General features: G+C 72.8%; 17 protein-coding genes and 1 riboswitch. All 17 genes read left to right on the top strand.

The window, feature by feature from the left end; translation table 11 throughout:
• The first annotated feature begins 32 nt into the window (after positions 1-32).
• On the top strand, positions 33-884 hold the full coding sequence (locus BLS95_RS09965) for a dihydroorotate dehydrogenase electron transfer subunit (protein ID WP_176993111.1): 852 nt from the start codon (positions 33-35) through the stop codon (positions 882-884).
• A complete protein-coding gene (locus BLS95_RS09970; protein WP_090931002.1) occupies positions 874-1,851 on the top strand; it encodes a dihydroorotate dehydrogenase in 978 nt (325 codons plus the stop codon). The genes BLS95_RS09965 and BLS95_RS09970 overlap by 11 nt, the downstream gene beginning before the upstream one ends.
• Positions 1,852-1,918: 67 nt before the next feature.
• The gene (gene pyrF, locus BLS95_RS09975) at positions 1,919-2,617 is read left to right on the top strand and encodes an orotidine-5'-phosphate decarboxylase (RefSeq protein ID WP_090930631.1); all 699 of its coding nucleotides are present in this window, start codon (positions 1,919-1,921) and stop codon (positions 2,615-2,617) included.
• Between the two features lie 675 nt (positions 2,618-3,292).
• A complete protein-coding gene (mihF, locus tag BLS95_RS09985; protein WP_020541698.1) occupies positions 3,293-3,616 on the top strand; it encodes an integration host factor, actinobacterial type in 324 nt (107 codons plus the stop codon).
• Between the two features lie 106 nt (positions 3,617-3,722).
• The gene (gene gmk, locus BLS95_RS09990) at positions 3,723-4,325 is read left to right on the top strand and encodes a guanylate kinase (protein ID WP_218135680.1); all 603 of its coding nucleotides are present in this window, start codon (positions 3,723-3,725) and stop codon (positions 4,323-4,325) included.
• Positions 4,326-4,330: 5 nt separating this feature from the next.
• Complete coding sequence (rpoZ, locus tag BLS95_RS09995) at positions 4,331-4,600, top strand: DNA-directed RNA polymerase subunit omega (RefSeq protein ID WP_090930634.1); 270 nt, start codon at positions 4,331-4,333, stop codon at positions 4,598-4,600.
• A gap of 8 nt (positions 4,601-4,608) precedes the next feature.
• The gene (coaBC, locus tag BLS95_RS10000; protein WP_245764960.1) at positions 4,609-5,970 is read left to right on the top strand and encodes a bifunctional phosphopantothenoylcysteine decarboxylase/phosphopantothenate--cysteine ligase CoaBC; all 1,362 of its coding nucleotides are present in this window, start codon (positions 4,609-4,611) and stop codon (positions 5,968-5,970) included.
• A 148-nt stretch (positions 5,971-6,118) separates the two neighbouring features.
• Positions 6,119-6,481: a hypothetical protein gene (locus BLS95_RS10010; protein ID WP_176993112.1), complete on the top strand. Its 363-nt coding sequence runs from the start codon at positions 6,119-6,121 to the stop codon at positions 6,479-6,481.
• Between the two features lie 129 nt (positions 6,482-6,610).
• A complete protein-coding gene (gene metK, locus BLS95_RS10015; RefSeq protein ID WP_090930636.1) occupies positions 6,611-7,798 on the top strand; it encodes a methionine adenosyltransferase in 1,188 nt (395 codons plus the stop codon).
• Positions 7,799-8,446: 648 nt separating this feature from the next.
• The gene (locus BLS95_RS10020) at positions 8,447-10,540 is read left to right on the top strand and encodes a primosomal protein N' (protein WP_090930637.1); all 2,094 of its coding nucleotides are present in this window, start codon (positions 8,447-8,449) and stop codon (positions 10,538-10,540) included.
• Between the two features lie 49 nt (positions 10,541-10,589).
• Positions 10,590-12,062, top strand: a complete 1,473-nt coding sequence (locus BLS95_RS10025; protein WP_090930638.1) for a hypothetical protein — start codon at positions 10,590-10,592, stop codon at positions 12,060-12,062.
• Between the two features lie 37 nt (positions 12,063-12,099).
• Positions 12,100-13,434: a hypothetical protein gene (locus BLS95_RS10030; RefSeq protein ID WP_090930639.1), complete on the top strand. Its 1,335-nt coding sequence runs from the start codon at positions 12,100-12,102 to the stop codon at positions 13,432-13,434.
• Between the two features lie 28 nt (positions 13,435-13,462).
• Positions 13,463-14,011, top strand: a complete 549-nt coding sequence (gene def / locus BLS95_RS10035) for a peptide deformylase (protein ID WP_090930640.1) — start codon at positions 13,463-13,465, stop codon at positions 14,009-14,011.
• Positions 14,012-14,015: 4 nt separating this feature from the next.
• Positions 14,016-14,951, top strand: a complete 936-nt coding sequence (gene fmt / locus BLS95_RS10040; protein WP_090930641.1) for a methionyl-tRNA formyltransferase — start codon at positions 14,016-14,018, stop codon at positions 14,949-14,951.
• Positions 14,952-15,042: 91 nt separating this feature from the next.
• Positions 15,043-16,491, top strand: a complete 1,449-nt coding sequence (locus BLS95_RS10045; RefSeq protein ID WP_090930642.1) for an RsmB/NOP family class I SAM-dependent RNA methyltransferase — start codon at positions 15,043-15,045, stop codon at positions 16,489-16,491.
• 339 nt (positions 16,492-16,830) lie between these two features.
• On the top strand, positions 16,831-17,493 hold the full coding sequence (gene rpe, locus BLS95_RS10050; protein ID WP_090930643.1) for a ribulose-phosphate 3-epimerase: 663 nt from the start codon (positions 16,831-16,833) through the stop codon (positions 17,491-17,493).
• A gap of 30 nt (positions 17,494-17,523) precedes the next feature.
• On the top strand, positions 17,524-18,333 hold the full coding sequence (locus BLS95_RS10055; protein ID WP_090930644.1) for an oxygenase MpaB family protein: 810 nt from the start codon (positions 17,524-17,526) through the stop codon (positions 18,331-18,333).
• Between the two features lie 79 nt (positions 18,334-18,412).
• Positions 18,413-18,543, top strand: a riboswitch (FMN riboswitch).
• Positions 18,544-18,549 lie beyond the last annotated feature (6 nt).

Consider the following 18,549-nt stretch of genomic DNA (forward strand, 5'->3'; position numbering starts at 1 on the left):
GCGGGAGGTGAAGACGGCTGGCCGGTACTCCGGTGCAGGTGACGGGCACGGTGCTGACGACGCGCCGGGTCGACGCCTACCATGCGCTGACGGTGGTGGCGCCCGGCATCGCCGAGCGCTACCGTCCCGGTCACTTCGTCTCCGTGGCGGTCGGCGGGGCTTACACGTCGATGGTGACGCGCCGCGCGTTCTCCATCCACGACGTCAAGTCCGACTACGGCGGCACGGTCGAGCTGGTCTTCACCGCCGGCGGTCCCGGCACGGCCTGGCTGGCCGAGCGGCGCGCCCGTGACACGCTCGACCTGGTCGGGCCGCTCGGACGGCCCTTTCCGCTGCCGCGCGACCCCGCGCACTGCGTGCTGGTCGGCGCCGAATACGGCTCCGCCGTGCTCTTCCCGCTGGCCGACGCGCTGCTGGCGCGGGGTTGCCGGGTGGACTTCGTGCTCGGCGCGGCCGGGGCCGAGCGCGTGTTCGGGGCCATGCGGGCGCGCAGGCTCGCCGAGACCACGACGCTGACGACCGAGGACGGCTCGCTGGGCGTGCGCGGCAAGGTCACCGACGCGCTGCCCGCGGTGATCGCCGACACGCGGGCGGACGTCGTCTACGCCTGCGCGCCCATGGAGACGTTGCGGGCGGTGACGGCGGTGGCGATGGAGTTCGACATCCCGGTGCAGGTGGCGGTCGAGGAGTCGATGGCCTGCGGCATCGGGGTGTGCATGACGTGCGTGCTGCCCATCATCGGGGACGACGGGGTGACCAGGATGGTCAGGGCGTGCGTGGAGGGGTCGGTGTTCCGGGGAGAGCAGGTGCGGTTCGAGGACGTGGGAACGATCCCGTTCGACGCGCTCGGCGCTCCCGGTGGCGGTGTACGACATGTCAGTTGATATGCGTACGTTCCTGGCGCACGTGGAGCTCGCGAACCCGATCACCACCGCCGCCGGCTGCGCCTCCTCCGGGCGGGAGCTGGCCCAGTTCTTCGACCTGCACCGGCTCGGCGCGCTGACCACCCGCTCGATCACCATGGCGCCCCGGGCCGGGCGGCCCACGCCGCGGATGGCCGAGACGCCCTCCGGCATGCTGAACGCCGTCGGGCTGCAGGGGCCGGGCATCGACGCGTTCCTGGAGCGCGAGCTGCCCTGGCTGGCCCAGCGGGGCATCAGGACCATCGTCTCGATCGGCGGCGGCACCGTCGCCGAATACTCCGAACTGGCCCGCAGGCTCGCCGACGCGCCCGGCGTGACCGCGCTGGAGGTCAACCTCTCCTGCCCGAACATGGAGGACCGCGGGCGCGTCTTCGCCCGCGAGGGCAGCGCCGCGGCCGAGGTCATCGCCTCCGTGCGCTCCATCATGCGCTACGACGTCCCGGTCGTGGCCAAGCTGGCCCCCGACGTCGCCGACATCGTGTCCGTGGCGCGGGCCTGCGTCGACTCCGGGGCCGACGCGCTGTCCATGATCAACAACCCCCTCGGCATGGCCATCGACACCGAGGCGCTGCGGCCCTCGCTCGCCGCCGTCACCGGCGGGCTGTCCGGGCCCGCGATCCTGCCGCTGGCCGTCCGCTGCGTGTGGCAGGTGCACGCAGCGCTCCCCGGCGTACCGCTGATCGGCATCGGCGGCGTGATGAGCGGCAGGGACGCCTTCCAGCTCGTCCTGGCGGGCGCCTGCGTGGTCGGGGTGGGCACCGCGCTGTTCCACGACCCCTACGCCTGCCTGCGGGTCGAACGGGAACTGGAGGACCTGCTGCGGGCCCGCGGCTTCCAGCGGCTGGCCGACGCCGTCGGCCTGGCCCACCGCCCGCCGGGGAGCGCGCACCGGCACCTGCTGGTCGATTCCGAGGAGAGCACCCCGTGACCACCGATTCTCCCGGCGTGCCCGTGACCACCGATTCGTCGTCTCGCGATTCCTAGGAGAACACCTCTTGACACCCGCACCCATCGCCGTCGCCCTGGATGCACCCGATCTGGAGACCGCCGCCCAGTGGGCGTCCCTGGTGACGCCGCACGTCAGCACGGTCAAGGTGGGCCTGGAGCTCTACCTGCGCTACGGGCCCGACGTGATCGCCTCCGTGCGGGGCGCCAGCGGCGTACAGGTGTTCCTGGACCTCAAGCTGCACGACATCCCGAACACGGTCTCCGGCGCCTCCCGCGCCGTCGCCCGGCTGCGGCCGGCGATCCTCACGGTGCACGCCACCGGCGGACCCGCCATGATCAGGGCCGCCGTGGAGGCGGCCGCGGACGACACCCAGATCGCCGCCGTGACCATCCTGACCTCCCTGACCGAGGCCGACCTGGGCCGCGTGGGGCTCCTCGGGCCCGCCGACGACGCGGTGCGCCGCCTGGCCGGCGTGGCGGTGGAGGCGGGGGCCACGGCCCTGGTGTGCTCGCCCCACGAGGTGTCGGCGGTGCGGGCGGAGGTGGGCAAGGGGATCACGCTCATCACGCCGGGCGTGCGGCCGGCCGGAGCCGCCACGCAGGACCAGGCGCGGGTGGCCACGCCGGAGCAGGCGCTGGCGGACGGGGCGGACCTGCTGGTCATCGGCCGTCCGATCACGGGCGCGGCCGACCCGGGCGCGGCGGCGGCCGCCATCGCCGCCTCCCTCCGCCGCCAGGTCTCATAGGCTCTCGGGCCCCCGCTCGCGGGGGCCTTCGGCCGTACGTACGGGGCCCTGACGGGCTGGTGTACGGCCGCATGCGGGATCTTGGCGGGCGTGCGCACGGCTTGACGGGCCTGCGCACGGCCGCCCGCGGGACCTTGACGGGCCTGCGCACGGCCTTGACAGGCCTGCGCACGGCCGCCGGCGGGACCTTGACGGGTCTGTCCACGGGCGTATGCGTGACCTTGACGGGCCTGCCCACCGGATCGACGGAACGTGGGCTTTACCGGCCGTGGTGAATCGCCGACCCCCGCGCTGTCACCCCCGGGCGGAAGGGGCGCGTTCGAGGGCACGCCGTCACCGGCCGGTTCCGGCTCACCAGCAAGATCATAATGCATCCTCGCAGGCCCTCGCACACCCTTCGGCATTTGGGTTTCGGCCCTGGTGTGGCGGGGTTTTCGGACATCGGTCGCCGGCGCCGAAGCGATCATCCTCGCGTTCCGCGACTCTGTCGTGCCGGAGCGCGCGAAGAGGGAAGTGGGGGCGATTTGATCAGCGCAGTGTGATTTGACGAATACACACAGTGATGAAGTGGATTTTGTGAGGGGAGAAACCGCTCTTGACGTTGCTTAGGGGGCGATGACCAGCTAGTTTCCCTTCCCGTCCGAGTACATCGACAGAAATTCGAGGTGACCCGGCGTGGCTCTTCCTCCACTGACCCCTGAGCAGCGCGCCGCAGCCCTGGAGAAGGCTGCCAAGGCCCGTAAAGAGCGTGCCGAGGTCAAGAACCGGCTCAAGCATGGCGCGGTTTCTCTGGCTGAGGTGCTCAAGGATGGGCAGACCGACGACGTCATCGGCAAGATGAAGGTCTCGGCACTGTTGGAATCGCTCCCCGGCGTGGGCAAGGTCCGCGCCAAGCAGCTCATGGAGCGGCTTGCCATCGCCGAGTCCCGCCGCGTGCGGGGCCTCGGCGCGAACCAGAGGGCTTCCCTCGAGCGCGAGTTCGGTGGCAACGAGAGCTAATCTCAGTTCCACACGAAAGCGCAGGTTCAACGGGGGGTAGGAAGTGACCGACAGGTCCTGGTCCGGCGAAGTCAGTGCCCACGAGGCAGTCGGACCAGGAGCGGAGGTGCGCTTCCCACCCTTGAGCGAAAGGCGGCTGACGGTCCTCTCAGGACCGTCGGGCGTCGGTAAGTCCACGGTGGTCGCCGAGCTCCGGCGGGCGCATCCCGAGGTGTGGCTGTCCGTCTCGGTGACCACCAGACGGCCCCGGCCCGGCGAGGTGAACGGGGTCCACTACTTCTTCGTCGACGGCGAGGAGTTCGACCGGCTGGTCAAGGCCGGCGAGCTGCTGGAGTGGGCGGAGTTCGCGGGCAATCGTTACGGCACGCCGCGGGTGCCCGTACTGGAGAAACTCGCCCAGGGTGTGCCGACCCTGCTCGAGATCGACCTCGAAGGCGCCAGGCAGGTGCGGCGCAGCATGCCGGAGGCCCTGCTGGTGTTCCTGGCCCCGCCCACGTGGGAGGAGCTGGAGAAGCGGCTGCGCGGCCGCGGCACCGAGCCGGAGGACGTCATCGCCCGCCGGCTGCGGGCCGGGCGGATCGAGATGGCCGCCGAGAAGGAATTCGACCTCACGCTGGTGAACACGAGTGTCCAACACGTGTGCCATCGGCTGATAGCCTTGATGACTGACCCTCAGGGGGTCACGACAACCACCAACCGAGAGGTCTGACAATCGTGGCAGGTAGCACCCCGGCCGCGGAGGGCATCACCAACCCGCCGATCGACGCGCTGCTCGACATCGTCGACAGCAAATACTCCCTGGTGATCATGGGCGCCAAGCGCGCTCGCCAGATCAACGCCTACTACTCCCAGCTCGGCGAGGGCCTGCTGGAATACGTCGGGCCCCTGGTCGAGACGCACGCCCAGGAGAAGCCGCTGTCCATCGCGCTGCGCGAGGTCTCCGAGGGCCTGCTCAACGCCGAGCCCATCGAAGGCGCGGTCTGACCCCTTCGATGAAGGTCGTCCTGGGCGTCAGCGGTGGCATCGCCGCATACAAGGCCTGTGAGTTGCTGCGGCTGTTCACCGAGTCCGGGCACGACGTGCGGGTCGTGCCGACCCGCGAGGCACTGAAGTTCGTGGGCGAGCCCACCTGGGCCGCCCTGTCGGGGCATCCCGTGTCGGCCGAGGTGTGGGAGGACGTTCACGAGGTGCCCCACGTGCGCATCGGCAAGGCGGCCGATCTCGTCGTGGTGGCGCCCGCGACCGCCGACGTGCTGGCCAGGGCCGCGCACGGGCTGGCGGGCGACCTGCTCACCAACACGCTGCTGACCGCCCGATGTCCGGTCGTGTTCGCGCCGGCCATGCACACCGAGATGTGGCAGCACCCGGCCACCCGCGCCAACGTCGCGACGCTGCGCTCGCGCGGATCCGTCGTGATCGACCCGGCCGTGGGGCGGCTCACCGGCGCCGACACCGGCCCCGGGCGCCTGCCCGACCCCGCCGAGATCTTCGAGGTCTGTCTGCGGGTGCTGCGCGGGCGGCCGCGCGACCTGGCCGGGCGGAAGGTCGTGGTGTCCGCGGGCGGCACCCGCGAGGCGATCGACCCGGTCCGCTACATCGGCAACCGTTCGACCGGGTTGCAGGGCTATGCCCTGGCCCGCACCGCCGTCGCCAGGGGCGCCGAGGTGACCCTGGTCGCCGCGAACGTCGCGTTGCCCGACCCCGCCGGGGCGCGGGTCGTGCGGGTGGAGTCGACGGCGGAGTTGCGTGCGGCCGTGTTGGAGGCCGCCGGGAGCGCCGACGTGGTGGTGATGGCCGCGGCCGTGGCGGACTTCCGGCCGGCGACGCGGCGCGACGAGAAGATCAAGAAGACGGACGGGGAGCCGGACCCCATCTATGTCACGAAAAATCCGGACATCCTCGCGGAGCTCGGCGAACGCCGCCGCCAGGCCGCGGCTGTGGCGGGGCACTCGGTCGTCGGCTCGGGTGATGGGGCCTCTCGTGGGGCCGGGCCGGGCTCCGGGGCGGAGCTCGGGCCGGGTGACGGGGCTCTGACGGGCGGGATTCCGGGCGACGGGGTTCTGGCGGGCGAGGTTCCAGGCAGCGGAGGCGTTGGGGGCCGGGTGGGGCCGCGGGTGATCGTCGGGTTCGCGGCCGAGACGCACGACGTGCTCGCCAACGGGCGGGCCAAGCTGGAGCGCAAGGGCTGCGACCTGCTGGTCGTCAACAAGGTGGGGGAGGGGCTGGCCTTCGGCACCCCCGACAACGCCGCCACCGTGCTCGTGGCGGGGGGCGATCCGGTCGAGGTGCCGCTCGGGCCCAAGGAGGATCTGGCCGACACCGTGTGGGATCTCGTCGCCGCGCGCCTGTCCTGACGCCTCTGTGTGAGGGCCCGTACGGCTCTCCGTGGTCAAGATCGTACGAATCGCCGCACAACGTACAAATTGTGCAAGACCAATTACTCGATCACATATTGCGACACCCCCCGGCGCCTGCGGATACTTAACGCCGAGGGGGGATGGAATGCCCGTGGGTTCCGCTGTCAGGGATCGTTGCAGGACGTTGCTCGGCGACCAAGGTGAGATCCACTACGTCTTTCCCGCCTTGTCCGCGGGATCGGTGGGGACGGGGAACTTCCTCATCGTCGTCACCGGCTCGGCCATCTCCGTGCTGGCCACCAGGACCCTCAGGAGCGATCGGCCGGTTTCGGTGTTCGCCGAGTTCCCGAGGCACACCAGGCTCGGCCCCATCCTGCCCGGGCCGGTCATCGAGCTGGGCTTGATGACGTACGAGTTCGATGAGGAGTACGTCGCGGTGGTCGCGGCCGCCGACGCGGAGATCTTCGCGCCGGAGACCCTGCCACCCGACCCGTTGCCCGACCTGTGATGGGAGCCGACGCGCTGTGCGGTTTCGCGACTCGGCACCGGGTGGGGCTAGACTTCGGCGAAGCCCAGGCATGCCCAGACGTGCCGGGCCCCAGATTCGTCAGCAGCCGCTGCATGAGGAGCCACTGAGTTGTCACGTCGCCTGTTCACCTCCGAGTCGGTCACAGAGGGCCACCCGGACAAGATCGCCGACCAGATCAGTGACGCGATTCTCGACGCCATGCTCAAGGACGACCCGAGGAGCCGGGTCGCCGTCGAGACGATGATCACTACCGGCCAGGTTCACGTCGCAGGCGAGGTCACGACCGAGACCTACGTCGACATCCCCGGCGTCATCCGGGAGAAGATCCTGGAGATCGGCTACGACGCCTCGCACAAGGGCTTCGACGGCGCCTCCTGCGGCGTGTCGGTGTCCATCGGCGCGCAGTCGCCCGACATCGCCCAGGGCGTCGACGACGCCTACGAGCACCGGGTCGACGGCGACGTCGACGAGCTCGACCGGCAGGGCGCCGGAGACCAGGGCCTCATGTTCGGCTTCGCCTGCCGCGAGACCCCCGAGCTGATGCCGCTGCCGATCACGCTGGCCCACCGGCTGGCGCAGCGCCTGTCCGAGGTGCGTAAGAGCGGCACGGTGCCCTACCTGCGCCCCGACGGCAAGACCCAGGTCACCATCGAATACGACGGCGACACGCCGATCCGCCTCGACACCGTGGTCGTCTCCACGCAGCACGCGGCCGAGATCGACCTCAAGGAGATGCTGGCGCCCGACATCAAGGAGCACGTGGTCGACCCCGTGCTCGCGGGCCTCGACATCGCGACCGACGGCTACCGCCTGCTGGTCAACCCGACCGGGCGTTTCGAGATCGGCGGTCCGATGGGCGACGCCGGGCTCACCGGCCGCAAGATCATCATCGACACCTACGGCGGCATGGCCCGCCACGGTGGCGGCGCCTTCTCCGGCAAGGACCCTTCCAAGGTCGACCGCTCGGCCGCCTACGCCATGCGCTGGGTCGCCAAGAACGTCGTGGCCGCCGGGCTCGCCGACCGGTGCGAGGTGCAGGTGGCCTATGCGATCGGCAAGGCTCAGCCGGTGGGGCTGTTCGTGGAGTGCTTCGGTACGGAGAAGCTGCCGGTGGAGCAGATCCAGAGCGCCGTGCTCCAGGTGTTCGACCTGCGGCCCGCCGCCATCATCCGCGACCTCGACCTGCTGCGCCCGATCTACTCGGAGACCGCCGCCTACGGTCACTTCGGCCGCGAGGGCTTCTCCTGGGAGTCCACCGACCGCGCCGAGTCCCTGCGTACGGCCGCCGGCCTGTAGCCGATTCCCTGCGCACGGCCGCCGGCCTTAGGGTGCCGTTGCGGTGCGGGCAGGCCGGTGGCGGTGCGGGCAGGCGGGTCGCGGTCCTGCCCGGCAACCGGCGGCCCCTGGCATGGCCGCTGATGACGACACCGGCCCGCTGGTGACGCCCGCCGTCTGGTGGGTGCCGTCCGGCGGGCCGTCGCCTGCTGCCATCCGGGTTGCCTGCCGCCATCGGGGCGGTGCCGGTGGCGCGAGCGCTCGCCGGAGCCTCGACGCCGCGTGCCCGGCGACCTCCGCTCCGGCTCGCCGGTCGCGTCCGGCCGCGCGTGCTCAGGGTGCCTGCTCCTCCGATCGGGCTGACGTCGAGCCGCCTGATGCCTGTGGGCGGGGCGGACGTCGAGTTGCCTGGTGCCTGTGTGGGCGGGGCCGGGCGGACGTTGATTCGCCTGGGGCCGGGCGGGCGTTGAGCGATCTGACGCCTGGGGCCGGGCGGGGCGGACGTCAATTGCCTGGTGCCTGTGGTCCGGGGGCGGGTGGACGTTGGCTTGCCTGGGGGCCGGGCGGGTGTTCGGCGTGCTTGCCTGGCGGGACACGCTGCGGAGATCGTCGTTTGCGCCGGGTGAGAGGTGGGCCTTTCCGGGCGGCGGGTTCTGGTAGACGTTATGCGTGACCGACTCCGACGACGCGCTGCTGCCGCTCGACGCCGTGCGGCCCCCAGCGTCGTCGAAGGACACCAAGGGCGCCCCCGTGCCCGCCCCAGAGCGGCCGGTGGCCAGGGTCGCGGTGGACAACCCGCTGCCACACCTCGACCGCCCCTTCGACTACCTGGTGCCCGCCTCGATGCACGAGACGGCCGAGCCAGGGGTGCGCGTACGTGTGCGGTTCGCGGGCAAGCTGACCGACGGGTTCCTGCTGGAGCGGGTCGGCGAGAGCGAGCACGAGGGCAGGCTGATGCCGCTCGAACGGGTGGTGTCCGCGGAACGGGTGCTCACGCCGGAGATCGCGGGGCTGGCCAGGGCGGTCGCCGACCGGTACGCGGGCACGCTGGCCGACGTTCTGCGCCTGGCCGTCCCGCCCCGGCACGCCAAGGCCGAGTCGGAGCCCTCCGAAGCCGCCGAACCGCAGCCCCCCGTGCCGGTGCCGGGGGAGTCGGCCTGGGAGGCGTACCCGACCGGGCCCTCGTTCCTGGACGCCCTGCGGAGTGGCCGCGCGCCCCGCGCCGTGTGGTCGGCCCTGCCCGGCGCCGGGGGATGGGCGCGGGCGATGGCCGAGGCCGTACGGGCGACGCTGGACGGCGGCAGGGGCGCGCTCGTCGTGGTCCCGGACGGCAAGGACGTGGCGCTGGCCGACGGCGAGTTCGAGCGGGTGCTCGGCCCCGGCGGCCACGTGGCGCTCACCGCGGACCTCGGCCCCGCCGAGCGCTACCGGCGCTGGCTGAAGGTGCTCAGAGGCCAGGTACGCGCCGTCGTCGGCACCAGGGCCGCCATGTTCGCCCCCGTAGCGGACCTCGGCCTGGTGGCCGTCTGGGACGACGGTGACGACCTGCACGCCGAGCGCCTGGCCCCCTACCCGCACGCCCGCGAGGTGCTGGGCCTGCGGGCCCTTCGGACCGGTGCCGCCATGCTGATCGGCGGCTACGCGCGCACCGCCGAGGCCACCCAGCTCGTCGCCGGCCGCTGGGCCAGGCCGATCGTGGCCGCCCGTACGACGATCAGGAGCCTGGCCCCCCGGGTCCGCCCCGCGGGCGAGGACGCGGAGCTGGCCAAGGACCAGGCGGCCCGCCAGGCCCGGCTGCCCAGCATCGCCTGGCGGGCACTGCGCCACGGCCTGGAGAGCGGGCCCGTGCTGGTGCAGGTGCCCAGGCGCGGCTACCTGCCCGCGCTGGCCTGCCGGCACTGCCGCGCCCCCGCCCGCTGCGTTCTGCCCCCGACCCGCACGGCCACGCTCGCGCTGGACACGGAGCAGGAGGACTCGCCGGGCGGGCACAGGGCCTCCTGCCACGGCCCGCTCGCCCTGCGGAGCGGCCACGCGGCCCCCTACTGCCGCTGGTGCGGCCGGGTGGACGCCGCCTGGCGCTGCCCGTCCTGCGGTAGTCCCCGGCTGCGCGCGGTCGTCACCGGTGCCAGGCGCACGGCGGAGGAGCTCGGCCGGGCCTTCCCCTCGGTGCCGGTGCGCACGTCGGGCCGTGATGGCGTGCTGGCCGTCGTACCGGCCGCCCGCGCGCTCGTGGTGGCCACCCCGGGCGCCGAACCCGTGGCCGAGGGCGGCTACGCGGCGGCCGTGCTGCTGGACGCGTGGGCGCTGCTCGGCCGGGCCGACCTGCGGGCCGCGGAGGAGGCCGTGCGCCGCTGGATGAACGCCGCCGCCCTGCTCCGCCCCGCCGCCGAGCTGGTGGTGCTCGCCGACGCCGGGCTGCCCTCCGTACAGGCCCTGCTGCGCTGGGATCCCGTCACGCACGCCGAGCGTGAGCTGGGCGACCGCGCCGAGCTGGGGTTCCCTCCCGCGGTGCGGATGGCGACGCTGACGGGGGTGGCGAGCGCGGTCAGGCAGATGCTCGACGAGCTGCGCCTCCCGCCCGAGGCCCAGGTGCTCGGCCCCGTGCCGGTGGACGAGTCCGGCCAGGAACGCGCCATGATCCGGGTACGCCGCGGCGCCGGCGCGGCCCTGTCCGCCGCGCTGAAAGGGGCCAGTGGGGTACGCGCGGCGCGTAAGACGCCAGATGTCGTGAGGGTGAGTGTCGACCCGCTCGACCTGATTTAGACCGTTTCCCCGATTCGCTCATCTGGAGACCAGCCGTTAGCGTGCCCCTGTGTCGATCGAATGGGTGAACCAGGCCATCGACGACCTGCGCGCCTGGGGGCGCGCGCGGGAAGTCGAAGTGGACGCGGACGAGGTCCGCCTGCTCTGCGACTACGCCAGCGACTACCTCAACGTCAACGAACTTGGTGACTTCGCTCCCGAGACCTTCGACGAGCTGTTGCTGTCCATCTACCCGCGCAAGGTCATCGCGCCCCCGGAGAGCGCGCCGGAGACCGTCGCCGCCGCCCGTACGCTGGTCGACTACCTCAGCCAGGCAGGCGCCGTGAGCGAGACGGCGGCGTCGTCGATGCGTGACAGGCTCGACGACATCGCCCCGCGCATGGGGGCGGCCCTCGCCGACCCGGCGAACTTCGGCATGGCCAAGAGCCTGTTCAGCTCCATCGGGCCCGAGTCGCTTGAGCAGTCGGTCGCCATCCCCTCCGGTGAGGTGCCCGACCTGGGCGAGGCGCCCTGCGACTGCCCCGGGTGCACGCCGCTGCCCGCCGTGCGGCTGCCCTCGGAGGAGGAGCTGGTCGCCGCGCTGGCGGGCGTGCCGAGGCTGGCCGAGCGCCCGCCGCCGCCCGGCTCCGCCGCGCCGCTGCGGGTGTGGGCGGCGGACGTCGCCCACCTGCTCGACCCCGGCGCGGGCGGCGACGTCACCGGGGCGGCCGAGCTCGACGAGGGGCTCTACGACCTGTTCGACATGCTCTACCGGCTGCAGGTGGGGGTGCCGGTCGGCGTCATCGGCGACTACCTCCTGGAGCTCGCCGACGAGGGCGAGATCGACCTGGCCACGGTGCTCGACCGGCTGGCCTGGCACGGCATGATCAAGCTCACCGGCGACACCGCGGAGCTCACGCCGCTGGCCGTCTGGGGGCTGCGCGAGCACTACCTCTCGCTCGGGCTCGACGCCCCGCAGGCCCCTGACCTGGCCGAGGCCGACGCGCTCGGCCTCATCCAGGGGCTGCTCGAAGGCGTGCCGACCGAGCTCGCCGAGCGCGACATCAGCAGCTGGCTGGCCGGCCGGGCACCCGGCGAGGCCGCGGCCGAGCTGCTGACCGCCGCCTCGGGCGCGCCCGCCGTGGCCCGCGGCATCGCGATCACCATCGTCGACCGGCTGGACCTCCAGGCGGAGCCGCAGGTGCGCGACCACCTCGACGACCAGGAGCTGCGGCCGCACGTCATCCACTGGCTGACCGCCAGGGGGTTGCCCGCGCCGCCGCTCACCCACGAGGAGGCGCTCTGGGTCAGCGTCGACATGCTCGCCCTGGCGATGCCCGCGGCCGAGGAGGACCCCGAGATCTTCGCCGAGAACATGGCCGCCTCCGGCCCGCCCGCCCACATGATCGAGGAGATGTGGCGGGTCGACCATCCCGACGTGGTCGAGGTTCTCGAACTGCTCGGACGTTCCATACCGGACGGCACGGTGGCCAAGGCGGCACGCAAGGCCGCGTTCAAAGCCCGCTCCCGTGCCATCCGTTGAGTACGCCGATGTGACCTGTGTGCAGTAAGTTTCGTGGGTGGCCAACAACGTCTTCGACCTCGCCGAGCTGCGCAAGCTGATCGATGAGCAGGCCGCCGTGCCCGTACGGCCTCTTGAGGAGACCGCCTTGGAGCACGAGGCGCTGACCTTCCCGCCGGTGCTGCTCGCGCCAGACGCGGAGCTGGCCGCCGCGGTGCCCGCGGTCCCCCTCGTGGCCGACGCCATCCGGCTCACCACCTGGACGGGCACCCGCGAGGTCGCCCCCGGCGGTCACCTGAGCGCCGCCGACGCCGCGGCCGCCGCCGCCGAGCTGGGCCTGCCCGCCGCCCGGCTGCGGCTGCTCTGGATCGTCGCCGTCAACACCGGGCTGCTGCAGATCCTCGGCGGGCGCGCCTCCAGGGGGCCGCTGTCGATGCAGCTCACCGTCGAGGCCACGCTGGAGTTCTGGGACGGCGTGGTCATGGACGTGCTCGACCGCGCCGACGAGGGCCTCACCGGCTCCGCCGTGGTCGACGGGCACCTGGCCGAGATGCTCGCCACGATCTACTCCGTGCGTTCCGGCGTCGCCACCGTCAACCTCGCCCGCGGCATCCTCCAGTCCCACGAGGTCGCCTGCGCCCCCGGCCAGACCGAGATGCGCAAACTGGCCGCCGCGCTGCCCGCCGAGCTGCTCGAAGCGCTGTCGCTGCTGACCTACTGCGGCCTGGTCGAGCAGACCGCCGCCGGCCGTACGGTGCTGACCCCGCTCGGGGTCTGGGCCGTCCGGCGCGACCTGCTGCGCGAGGGGCACGACGCGCCGACCACGGCCGAGGTGGAGGTGTTCGCCGACCTGTCGGCGGCCGAGCTGGTCGAGCAGCTGGTCAAGGGCGTGGCCACGCAGAGCGCCGTGGCCGGCTGGCTGGAGCGCCGTTCCCCCGAGTCGGCCGCCCGCGACCTGATCGAGATCGCCGCGTCCGGCACCGCGGGCCAGCGCGGCACGGTCGGGGCCATCCTGGAGGAGCTCGGCCCGGAGGCCGAGGCCCCCGTCAGGCAGGCGCTCGACGACCCGCTGATGCGCCGCTACGCCGCCTCCTGGCTGCACATCCGCGACCTCGACGCGCCGCCGCTCAGCCCCGAGGACCACACCTGGATCGCCGTCGACTCCCTGGCGGCCCTGCTGCACCTGTCCGGCTCCGCGGCGGGCCGGCTCGACCCGCCGGAGCCGGGAGAAGACCTGATCAAGCTGGTCGACGAGATGTCCGCGGTCGGGCATCCCGACACGATCGCGGTGCTCGACATGCTCGCCACCGCCCACGACGACCAGGCCGTGGTCAAGGCGGCGCGCAAGGCCGCGATGAAGGCCCGCACCCTGGAACACACTAAACTGGCCTGATCGACGCTCGAGAAAACGGAGTGACCCCTTGGCGATCCAGGCGATCCGGCTGTTCGGAGATCCGGTGCTGCGCACCCCGGCAGCCCCGGTGGTCGATTTCGACAAGGAGCTCCGCAAGCTGGTCAAAGACCTCACCGACACGATGATGGACGCGCCGGGCGCGGGCCTGGCGGCCCCGCAGATCGGCGTCGGGCTGCGGGTGTTCACCTACTACGTGGACGAGCAGCTCGGCCACCTGATCAACCCCGACCTCGACCTGTCGCCGGAGCTCGACGAGGAGGGCGAGGAGGGCTGCCTGTCCTTCCCCGGGCTGTCGTTCCCGACGCCGCGGGCCGTCCGCGCCGTGGCCAAGGGCTTCGACATGCATGGCGAGCCGATCGTGCTGGAGGGCACCGACCTGATGGCCCGCTGCTTCCAGCACGAGACCGACCACCTCGACGGCGTCCTGTTCATCGACCGGATGGACCCCAAGCAGCGCAAGCTGGCCATGAAGGCCGTGCGTGAGGCCGAGTGGAGCGGGCTGGCCGCTCCCGTGGTCAAGGTCTCGCCCCACGTCACCGGCGGAAAGGCGCTCTGAGAGCATGCGTCTGGTGTTCGCGGGCACCCCGGAGACGGCGTTGCCGTCGCTGCGCACGCTGATCGACTCGCCGCGGCACGACGTGGTGGCGGTCGTCACCCGTCCCGACGCGCAGTCGGGCCGCGGGCGCAAGGTCCATCCGTCGCCGGTGGCCGAGCTCGCGGAGGAGGCGGGCATCGAGATCCTCCGGCCGGAGAAGGCCGGCGCCCCGGAGTTCCTCGACCGGCTGCGCGCCCTGGAGGTCGACTGCTGCCCGGTGGTCGCCTACGGCGCCCTGCTGCCGCAGTCGGCGCTGGACGTACCCCGGCACGGGTGGATCAATCTGCACTTCTCGATCCTGCCCGCCTGGCGCGGGGCCGCTCCCGTCCAGCACGCGATCCTGCACGGCGACGAGATCACCGGGGCCAGCACGTTCCAGATCGTCAAGGAGCTCGACGCGGGGCCCGTCTACGGCGTGGTCACCGAGGAGATCCGCCCCTCCGACACCAGCGGGGCGCTGCTGGAGCGGCTGGCCGTTTCAGGAGCGGGGCTGCTGGCCGCCACCCTCGACGGCGTCGCGGACGGCACCCTGGAGGCCCGGCCGCAACCGGCCGACGGGGTGAGCCTCGCCCCCAAGATCTCCGTCGCCGACGCCCAGGTCGACTGGGCCAAGCCCGCCATGCACGTCGACCGGCTGATCCGGGCCTGCACCCCCAACCCGGGGGCGTGGAGCGAGTTCCGCGGGCAGCGGCTGAAGCTGGGGCCGGTGCGCGTGGTGACCGACGCCGAGGAGCGGCTGGCGCCCGGGGAGATCGCCGCCACGAAGGCGAGGGTGCTGGTCGGCACGGCGACCGACGTTGTGCAGCTGAGCGAGGTGCAGCCGCAGGGCAAGCGGGTGATGGGCGCCGAGGAGTGGGCCCGTGGCGTGCGCCCGGAAAGCAAGGAAAGCTTCGGTGGCTGACCGCGCCGGCCCCCGGGCGGGGGCGACGCGCGACGTGAAGGAGCCACCGGGCCGGACGCCCGGCACCCGAGCCATGAGGAAAGTCTGAGGGATGAAGACCAGGGGGGGTCCCGGGGCCGGCGGCAGGAGCGGCGCCGGTCGGCCGCGCAGACCGGTGCGCGATCAGGCACGTAACGCGGCCTTCGACGTGATGCGCGCCGTGGACGAGCGGGACGCGTACGCCAACCTGCTGCTGCCGCGCCTGCTGCGCGAGCGGGGCATCAAGGGTCGTGACGCGGCGCTGGCCACCGAGCTCGCGTACGGGACGTTGCGCGGGCTCGGCACCTACGACGCCGTGATCGAGATGTGCAGCGACCGCGCGCCCGACCCCGACGTGCGCGACGCGCTGCGGCTCGGCGCCCACCAGCTGCTGCGCATGCGCGTGCCGCCGCACGCCGCCGTCGGCACCACCGTCGATCTGGTACGCCTGCGCGTCGGCCCGGGCGCCGCCAAGTTCGCCAACGCGGTGCTGCGCAAGATCGGCTCCAGGACGCTCGACGAATGGCTGCCCATCGTCGCGCCCGACCCGGCCGACGACCCGGTCGGCCACCTCTCCATCGCTCACGGGCATCCCCGGTGGATCGTCTCGGCCTTCCAGGACGCCCTCGGCGGGCCGGACGAGCTCGCCGACCTGCTCGCCGCCGACAACGCCCGGCCGCTGGTGACGCTGGTGGCGCGGCCCGGGCGCAGCTCGGTGGCGGAGCTGGAGGAGGCGGGCGCCGACCCAGGCCGCTACTCCCCGTACGCCGCCTACCTGCGCGAGGGGGACCCCGGGCAGATCGCGGCCGTGGCCGAGACCCGGGCGGCGGTGCAGGACGAGGCCAGCCAGCTCGTCGCTCTCGCCCTGACCCGGGTGCCCGTCGAGGGGGACGGGGAGGAGCGGTGGCTGGACATGTGCGCCGGGCCAGGCGGCAAGGCCGGCCTGCTGGACGCCATCGCCACCTACGGCGACTCGGCTGGACCGGCGGGTGAGGCTCGGCGGCCCGCCGGCGTGGCGGCCTCCGCGCGTCGGGCGCGGTTGGTGGCCGCTGATGTGCAGGACCACCGGGCGCGGCTGGTGTGGCAGACGACCAGGGACGCGGTGGTGGTCACTGCCGACGGCACCGTGCCCGCCTGGCGGGAGGGCGTGTTCGACCGGGTCATGCTCGACGCCCCCTGCACCGGGCTCGGCGCGTTGCGGCGGCGGCCTGAGGCGCGGTGGCGGCGCGATCCGGCCGGGATCGCCGACCTGGGCAAGCTGCAGCGGCGGCTGCTCGGCACCGCGCTGGACGCCGTGCGGCCGGGCGGCGTCGTGGCCTACGTCACCTGCTCGCCGCATCTGGCCGAGACCCGCGTCGTGGTCGAGGACGTCGTCCGGCGCAGGGACGACGTCGAGCAGCTCGACGCCCGCGCCTTCCTGCCGGAGGTCGATGGCCTGGGTGTCGGCCCGCACGCTCAGTTCTGGCCGCACCGGCACGGCACCGACGCCATGTTCCTGGCCCTGCTCCGCAAGCGCCGCTGACCGCGCCTCGCCCCGCGTCGGCAGCGCGGGTCCTTCGGGCTGCCGACCGGGCGCTGCACAGGTCGGGCGGCGTGCGGGTTGGGCCATGTGTAGGGCGGGCGGCGTGCAGGGCGGGTCGCGCGTAGGGCGGGCGGCGTGCAGGTTGGGCCGTGTGCAGGGCGGGCGGTGTGCGGGTTGGGCCGTGTGCAGGGCGGGCGGCGGGCAGGGCCGGGGCACGTGGGGGCCGGGGGCGCGGGGACGATGTTCTTCGCCGTCCTGGGTGGTCGGTGGGCGTTCGGTGGGCTCGGGGGGATGTGTCGGGCGAGGTGGGCGCGCGCTGTTCACTAGACTGGCCGCATCATGGCCGTACAGATCTCGCCCAGCATTCTCGCCGCCGACTTCGCCAGGCTCGCCGACGAGGCCGCCGCCGTGCCGAACGCCGACTGGCTGCACGTCGACGTCATGGACTACCACTTCGTGCCCAACCTCACCCTCGGGTTGCCGGTGGTCGAGGCGTTGCGCAAGGCGACCGCTACGCCGCTCGACTGCCACCTCATGATCGCGGAGCCTGATCGCTGGGCGCCGTCCTACGCGGAGGCGGGGGCGGGCAGCGTGACCATCCACGCGGAGGCGTCCAAGGCTCCCGTCAGGACGTTGCGCGAGATCCGCTCGCTCGGCGCCAGGGCGGGCCTCGCGCTCAACCCGGCCACCGCCGTCGAGCCGTACGAAGACCTGCTGAGCGAGGTCGACATGCTGCTGCTGATGACCGTGGAGCCGGGGTTCGGTGGGCAGAAGTTCCTCGACATGGTGCTGCCCAAGGTGCGGCGGGCGCGGGCGCTCATCGAGCGGCACGGCGGCCGGATCTGGTTGCAGGTGGACGGCGGGGTGGACGCCGAGACCATCGGGCGCTGCGCCGAGGCGGGCGCCGACGTGTTCGTGGCGGGCAGCGCCGTCTACGGCGCCTCCGACCCGGTGGCCGCCATCGACAACCTGCGGGCCGCCGCCATCCGGCAAAGTGCTTGAACCTCCTGTTACCTGGGTAAACATTCGCTTATGACCGACCATGGGATCTTCGGGCCCCGCTCGGTGACGTGGCGGGTGATGGGCGAGCCGATCCAGCTCGTGGGCGGGTTCCGCGCGCTGTTGATGCAGGGCCTGCATCCCCGGGCGATGCGCGGGGTGCTGCAGAACTCCGCGTTCATGGATCCCAGCGAGGCGTGGTCCCGGTTCGTACGGACCAGCGAGTTCGTAGGCGTGCGCACCTACGGCACCTGCGCCGAGGTCGAACAGGCCGGCCGCCGGGTGCGTAAGATCCACGCCACGCTGACCGCGTACGATCCCGACACCGGCGTCACCTTCCGCCTCGACGACCCCGCGGCCCTGCGCTGGGTGCACGTCGGCGAGGTGGACTCCTACCTGACGGTCGCCCGGCGGGCGGGGGTGCGGTTGTCGGACGACGAGGCGGACAGGTTCGTGGCGGAGTGGCGGCGGGCGGCCGAGGTGGTGGGGCTGGAGCCGCAGGACGTTCCCGGCTCGGTGGCCGAACTGCGCGACTACATCCACGCCGAACGCCCAGGTCTGCGCTTCGTCCCCGAGGCGGCCCATCCGCTGCGCCTGTCGGTCAACGCCCCGCTGCCGCGCATGCTGACGCCGCTCAAGCCCGCGCTGCCGGCGCTGACGCTGCTCGCGTTCGCCACGCTGCCGCGCTGGGCGCGCCGGCTCTACGGGCTGCCCGCCACGCCGGTCGGCGACCTGTGGGCGACCGCGACGCTACGTACCCTGCACACCGGGATCGGGCTGGTCCCGGCCAACGTCCGGTACGCCCCGGCGGCCCGTCGCGCCCGCCGCCTGATGGCCGCTTAAAGCGAGCGCTTGGTTGTTAGGGGTGGGGCGGTCGCCCATAGGGTGCCGCGGCATGGCAAACTGGTAGTGAAAGAAGAGCTAGCGTGCTCCGGGGTCGGTGAAATTCCGAACCGGCGGTGACAGTCCGCGACCCGGCCGATGCCATCGGCCGGTTGACCCGGTGAAATTCCGGGACCGACGGTTAAAGTCCGGATGGGAGGTAGCGCGCGAGGTGTC

The organism is Nonomuraea jiangxiensis, assembly GCF_900099965.1.
GTDB lineage: Bacteria > Actinomycetota > Actinomycetes > Streptosporangiales > Streptosporangiaceae > Nonomuraea > Nonomuraea jiangxiensis.

Bases quoted from the DNA above. Each gene is read 5' to 3' on its own strand.
- BLS95_RS09970 (WP_090931002.1), top strand. From the start codon at position 874: ATGTCAGTTGATATGCGTACGTTCCTGGCGCACGTGGAGCTCGCGAAC.
- coaBC (WP_245764960.1), top strand. From the start codon at position 4,609: ATGAAGGTCGTCCTGGGCGTCAGCGGTGGCATCGCCGCATACAAGGCC.
- BLS95_RS10010 (WP_176993112.1), top strand. From the start codon at position 6,119: ATGCCCGTGGGTTCCGCTGTCAGGGATCGTTGCAGGACGTTGCTCGGC.
- fmt (WP_090930641.1), top strand. From the start codon at position 14,016: ATGCGTCTGGTGTTCGCGGGCACCCCGGAGACGGCGTTGCCGTCGCTG.
- BLS95_RS10045 (WP_090930642.1), top strand. From the start codon at position 15,043: ATGAAGACCAGGGGGGGTCCCGGGGCCGGCGGCAGGAGCGGCGCCGGT.
- rpe (WP_090930643.1), top strand. From the start codon at position 16,831: ATGGCCGTACAGATCTCGCCCAGCATTCTCGCCGCCGACTTCGCCAGG.
- BLS95_RS10055 (WP_090930644.1), top strand. From the start codon at position 17,524: ATGACCGACCATGGGATCTTCGGGCCCCGCTCGGTGACGTGGCGGGTG.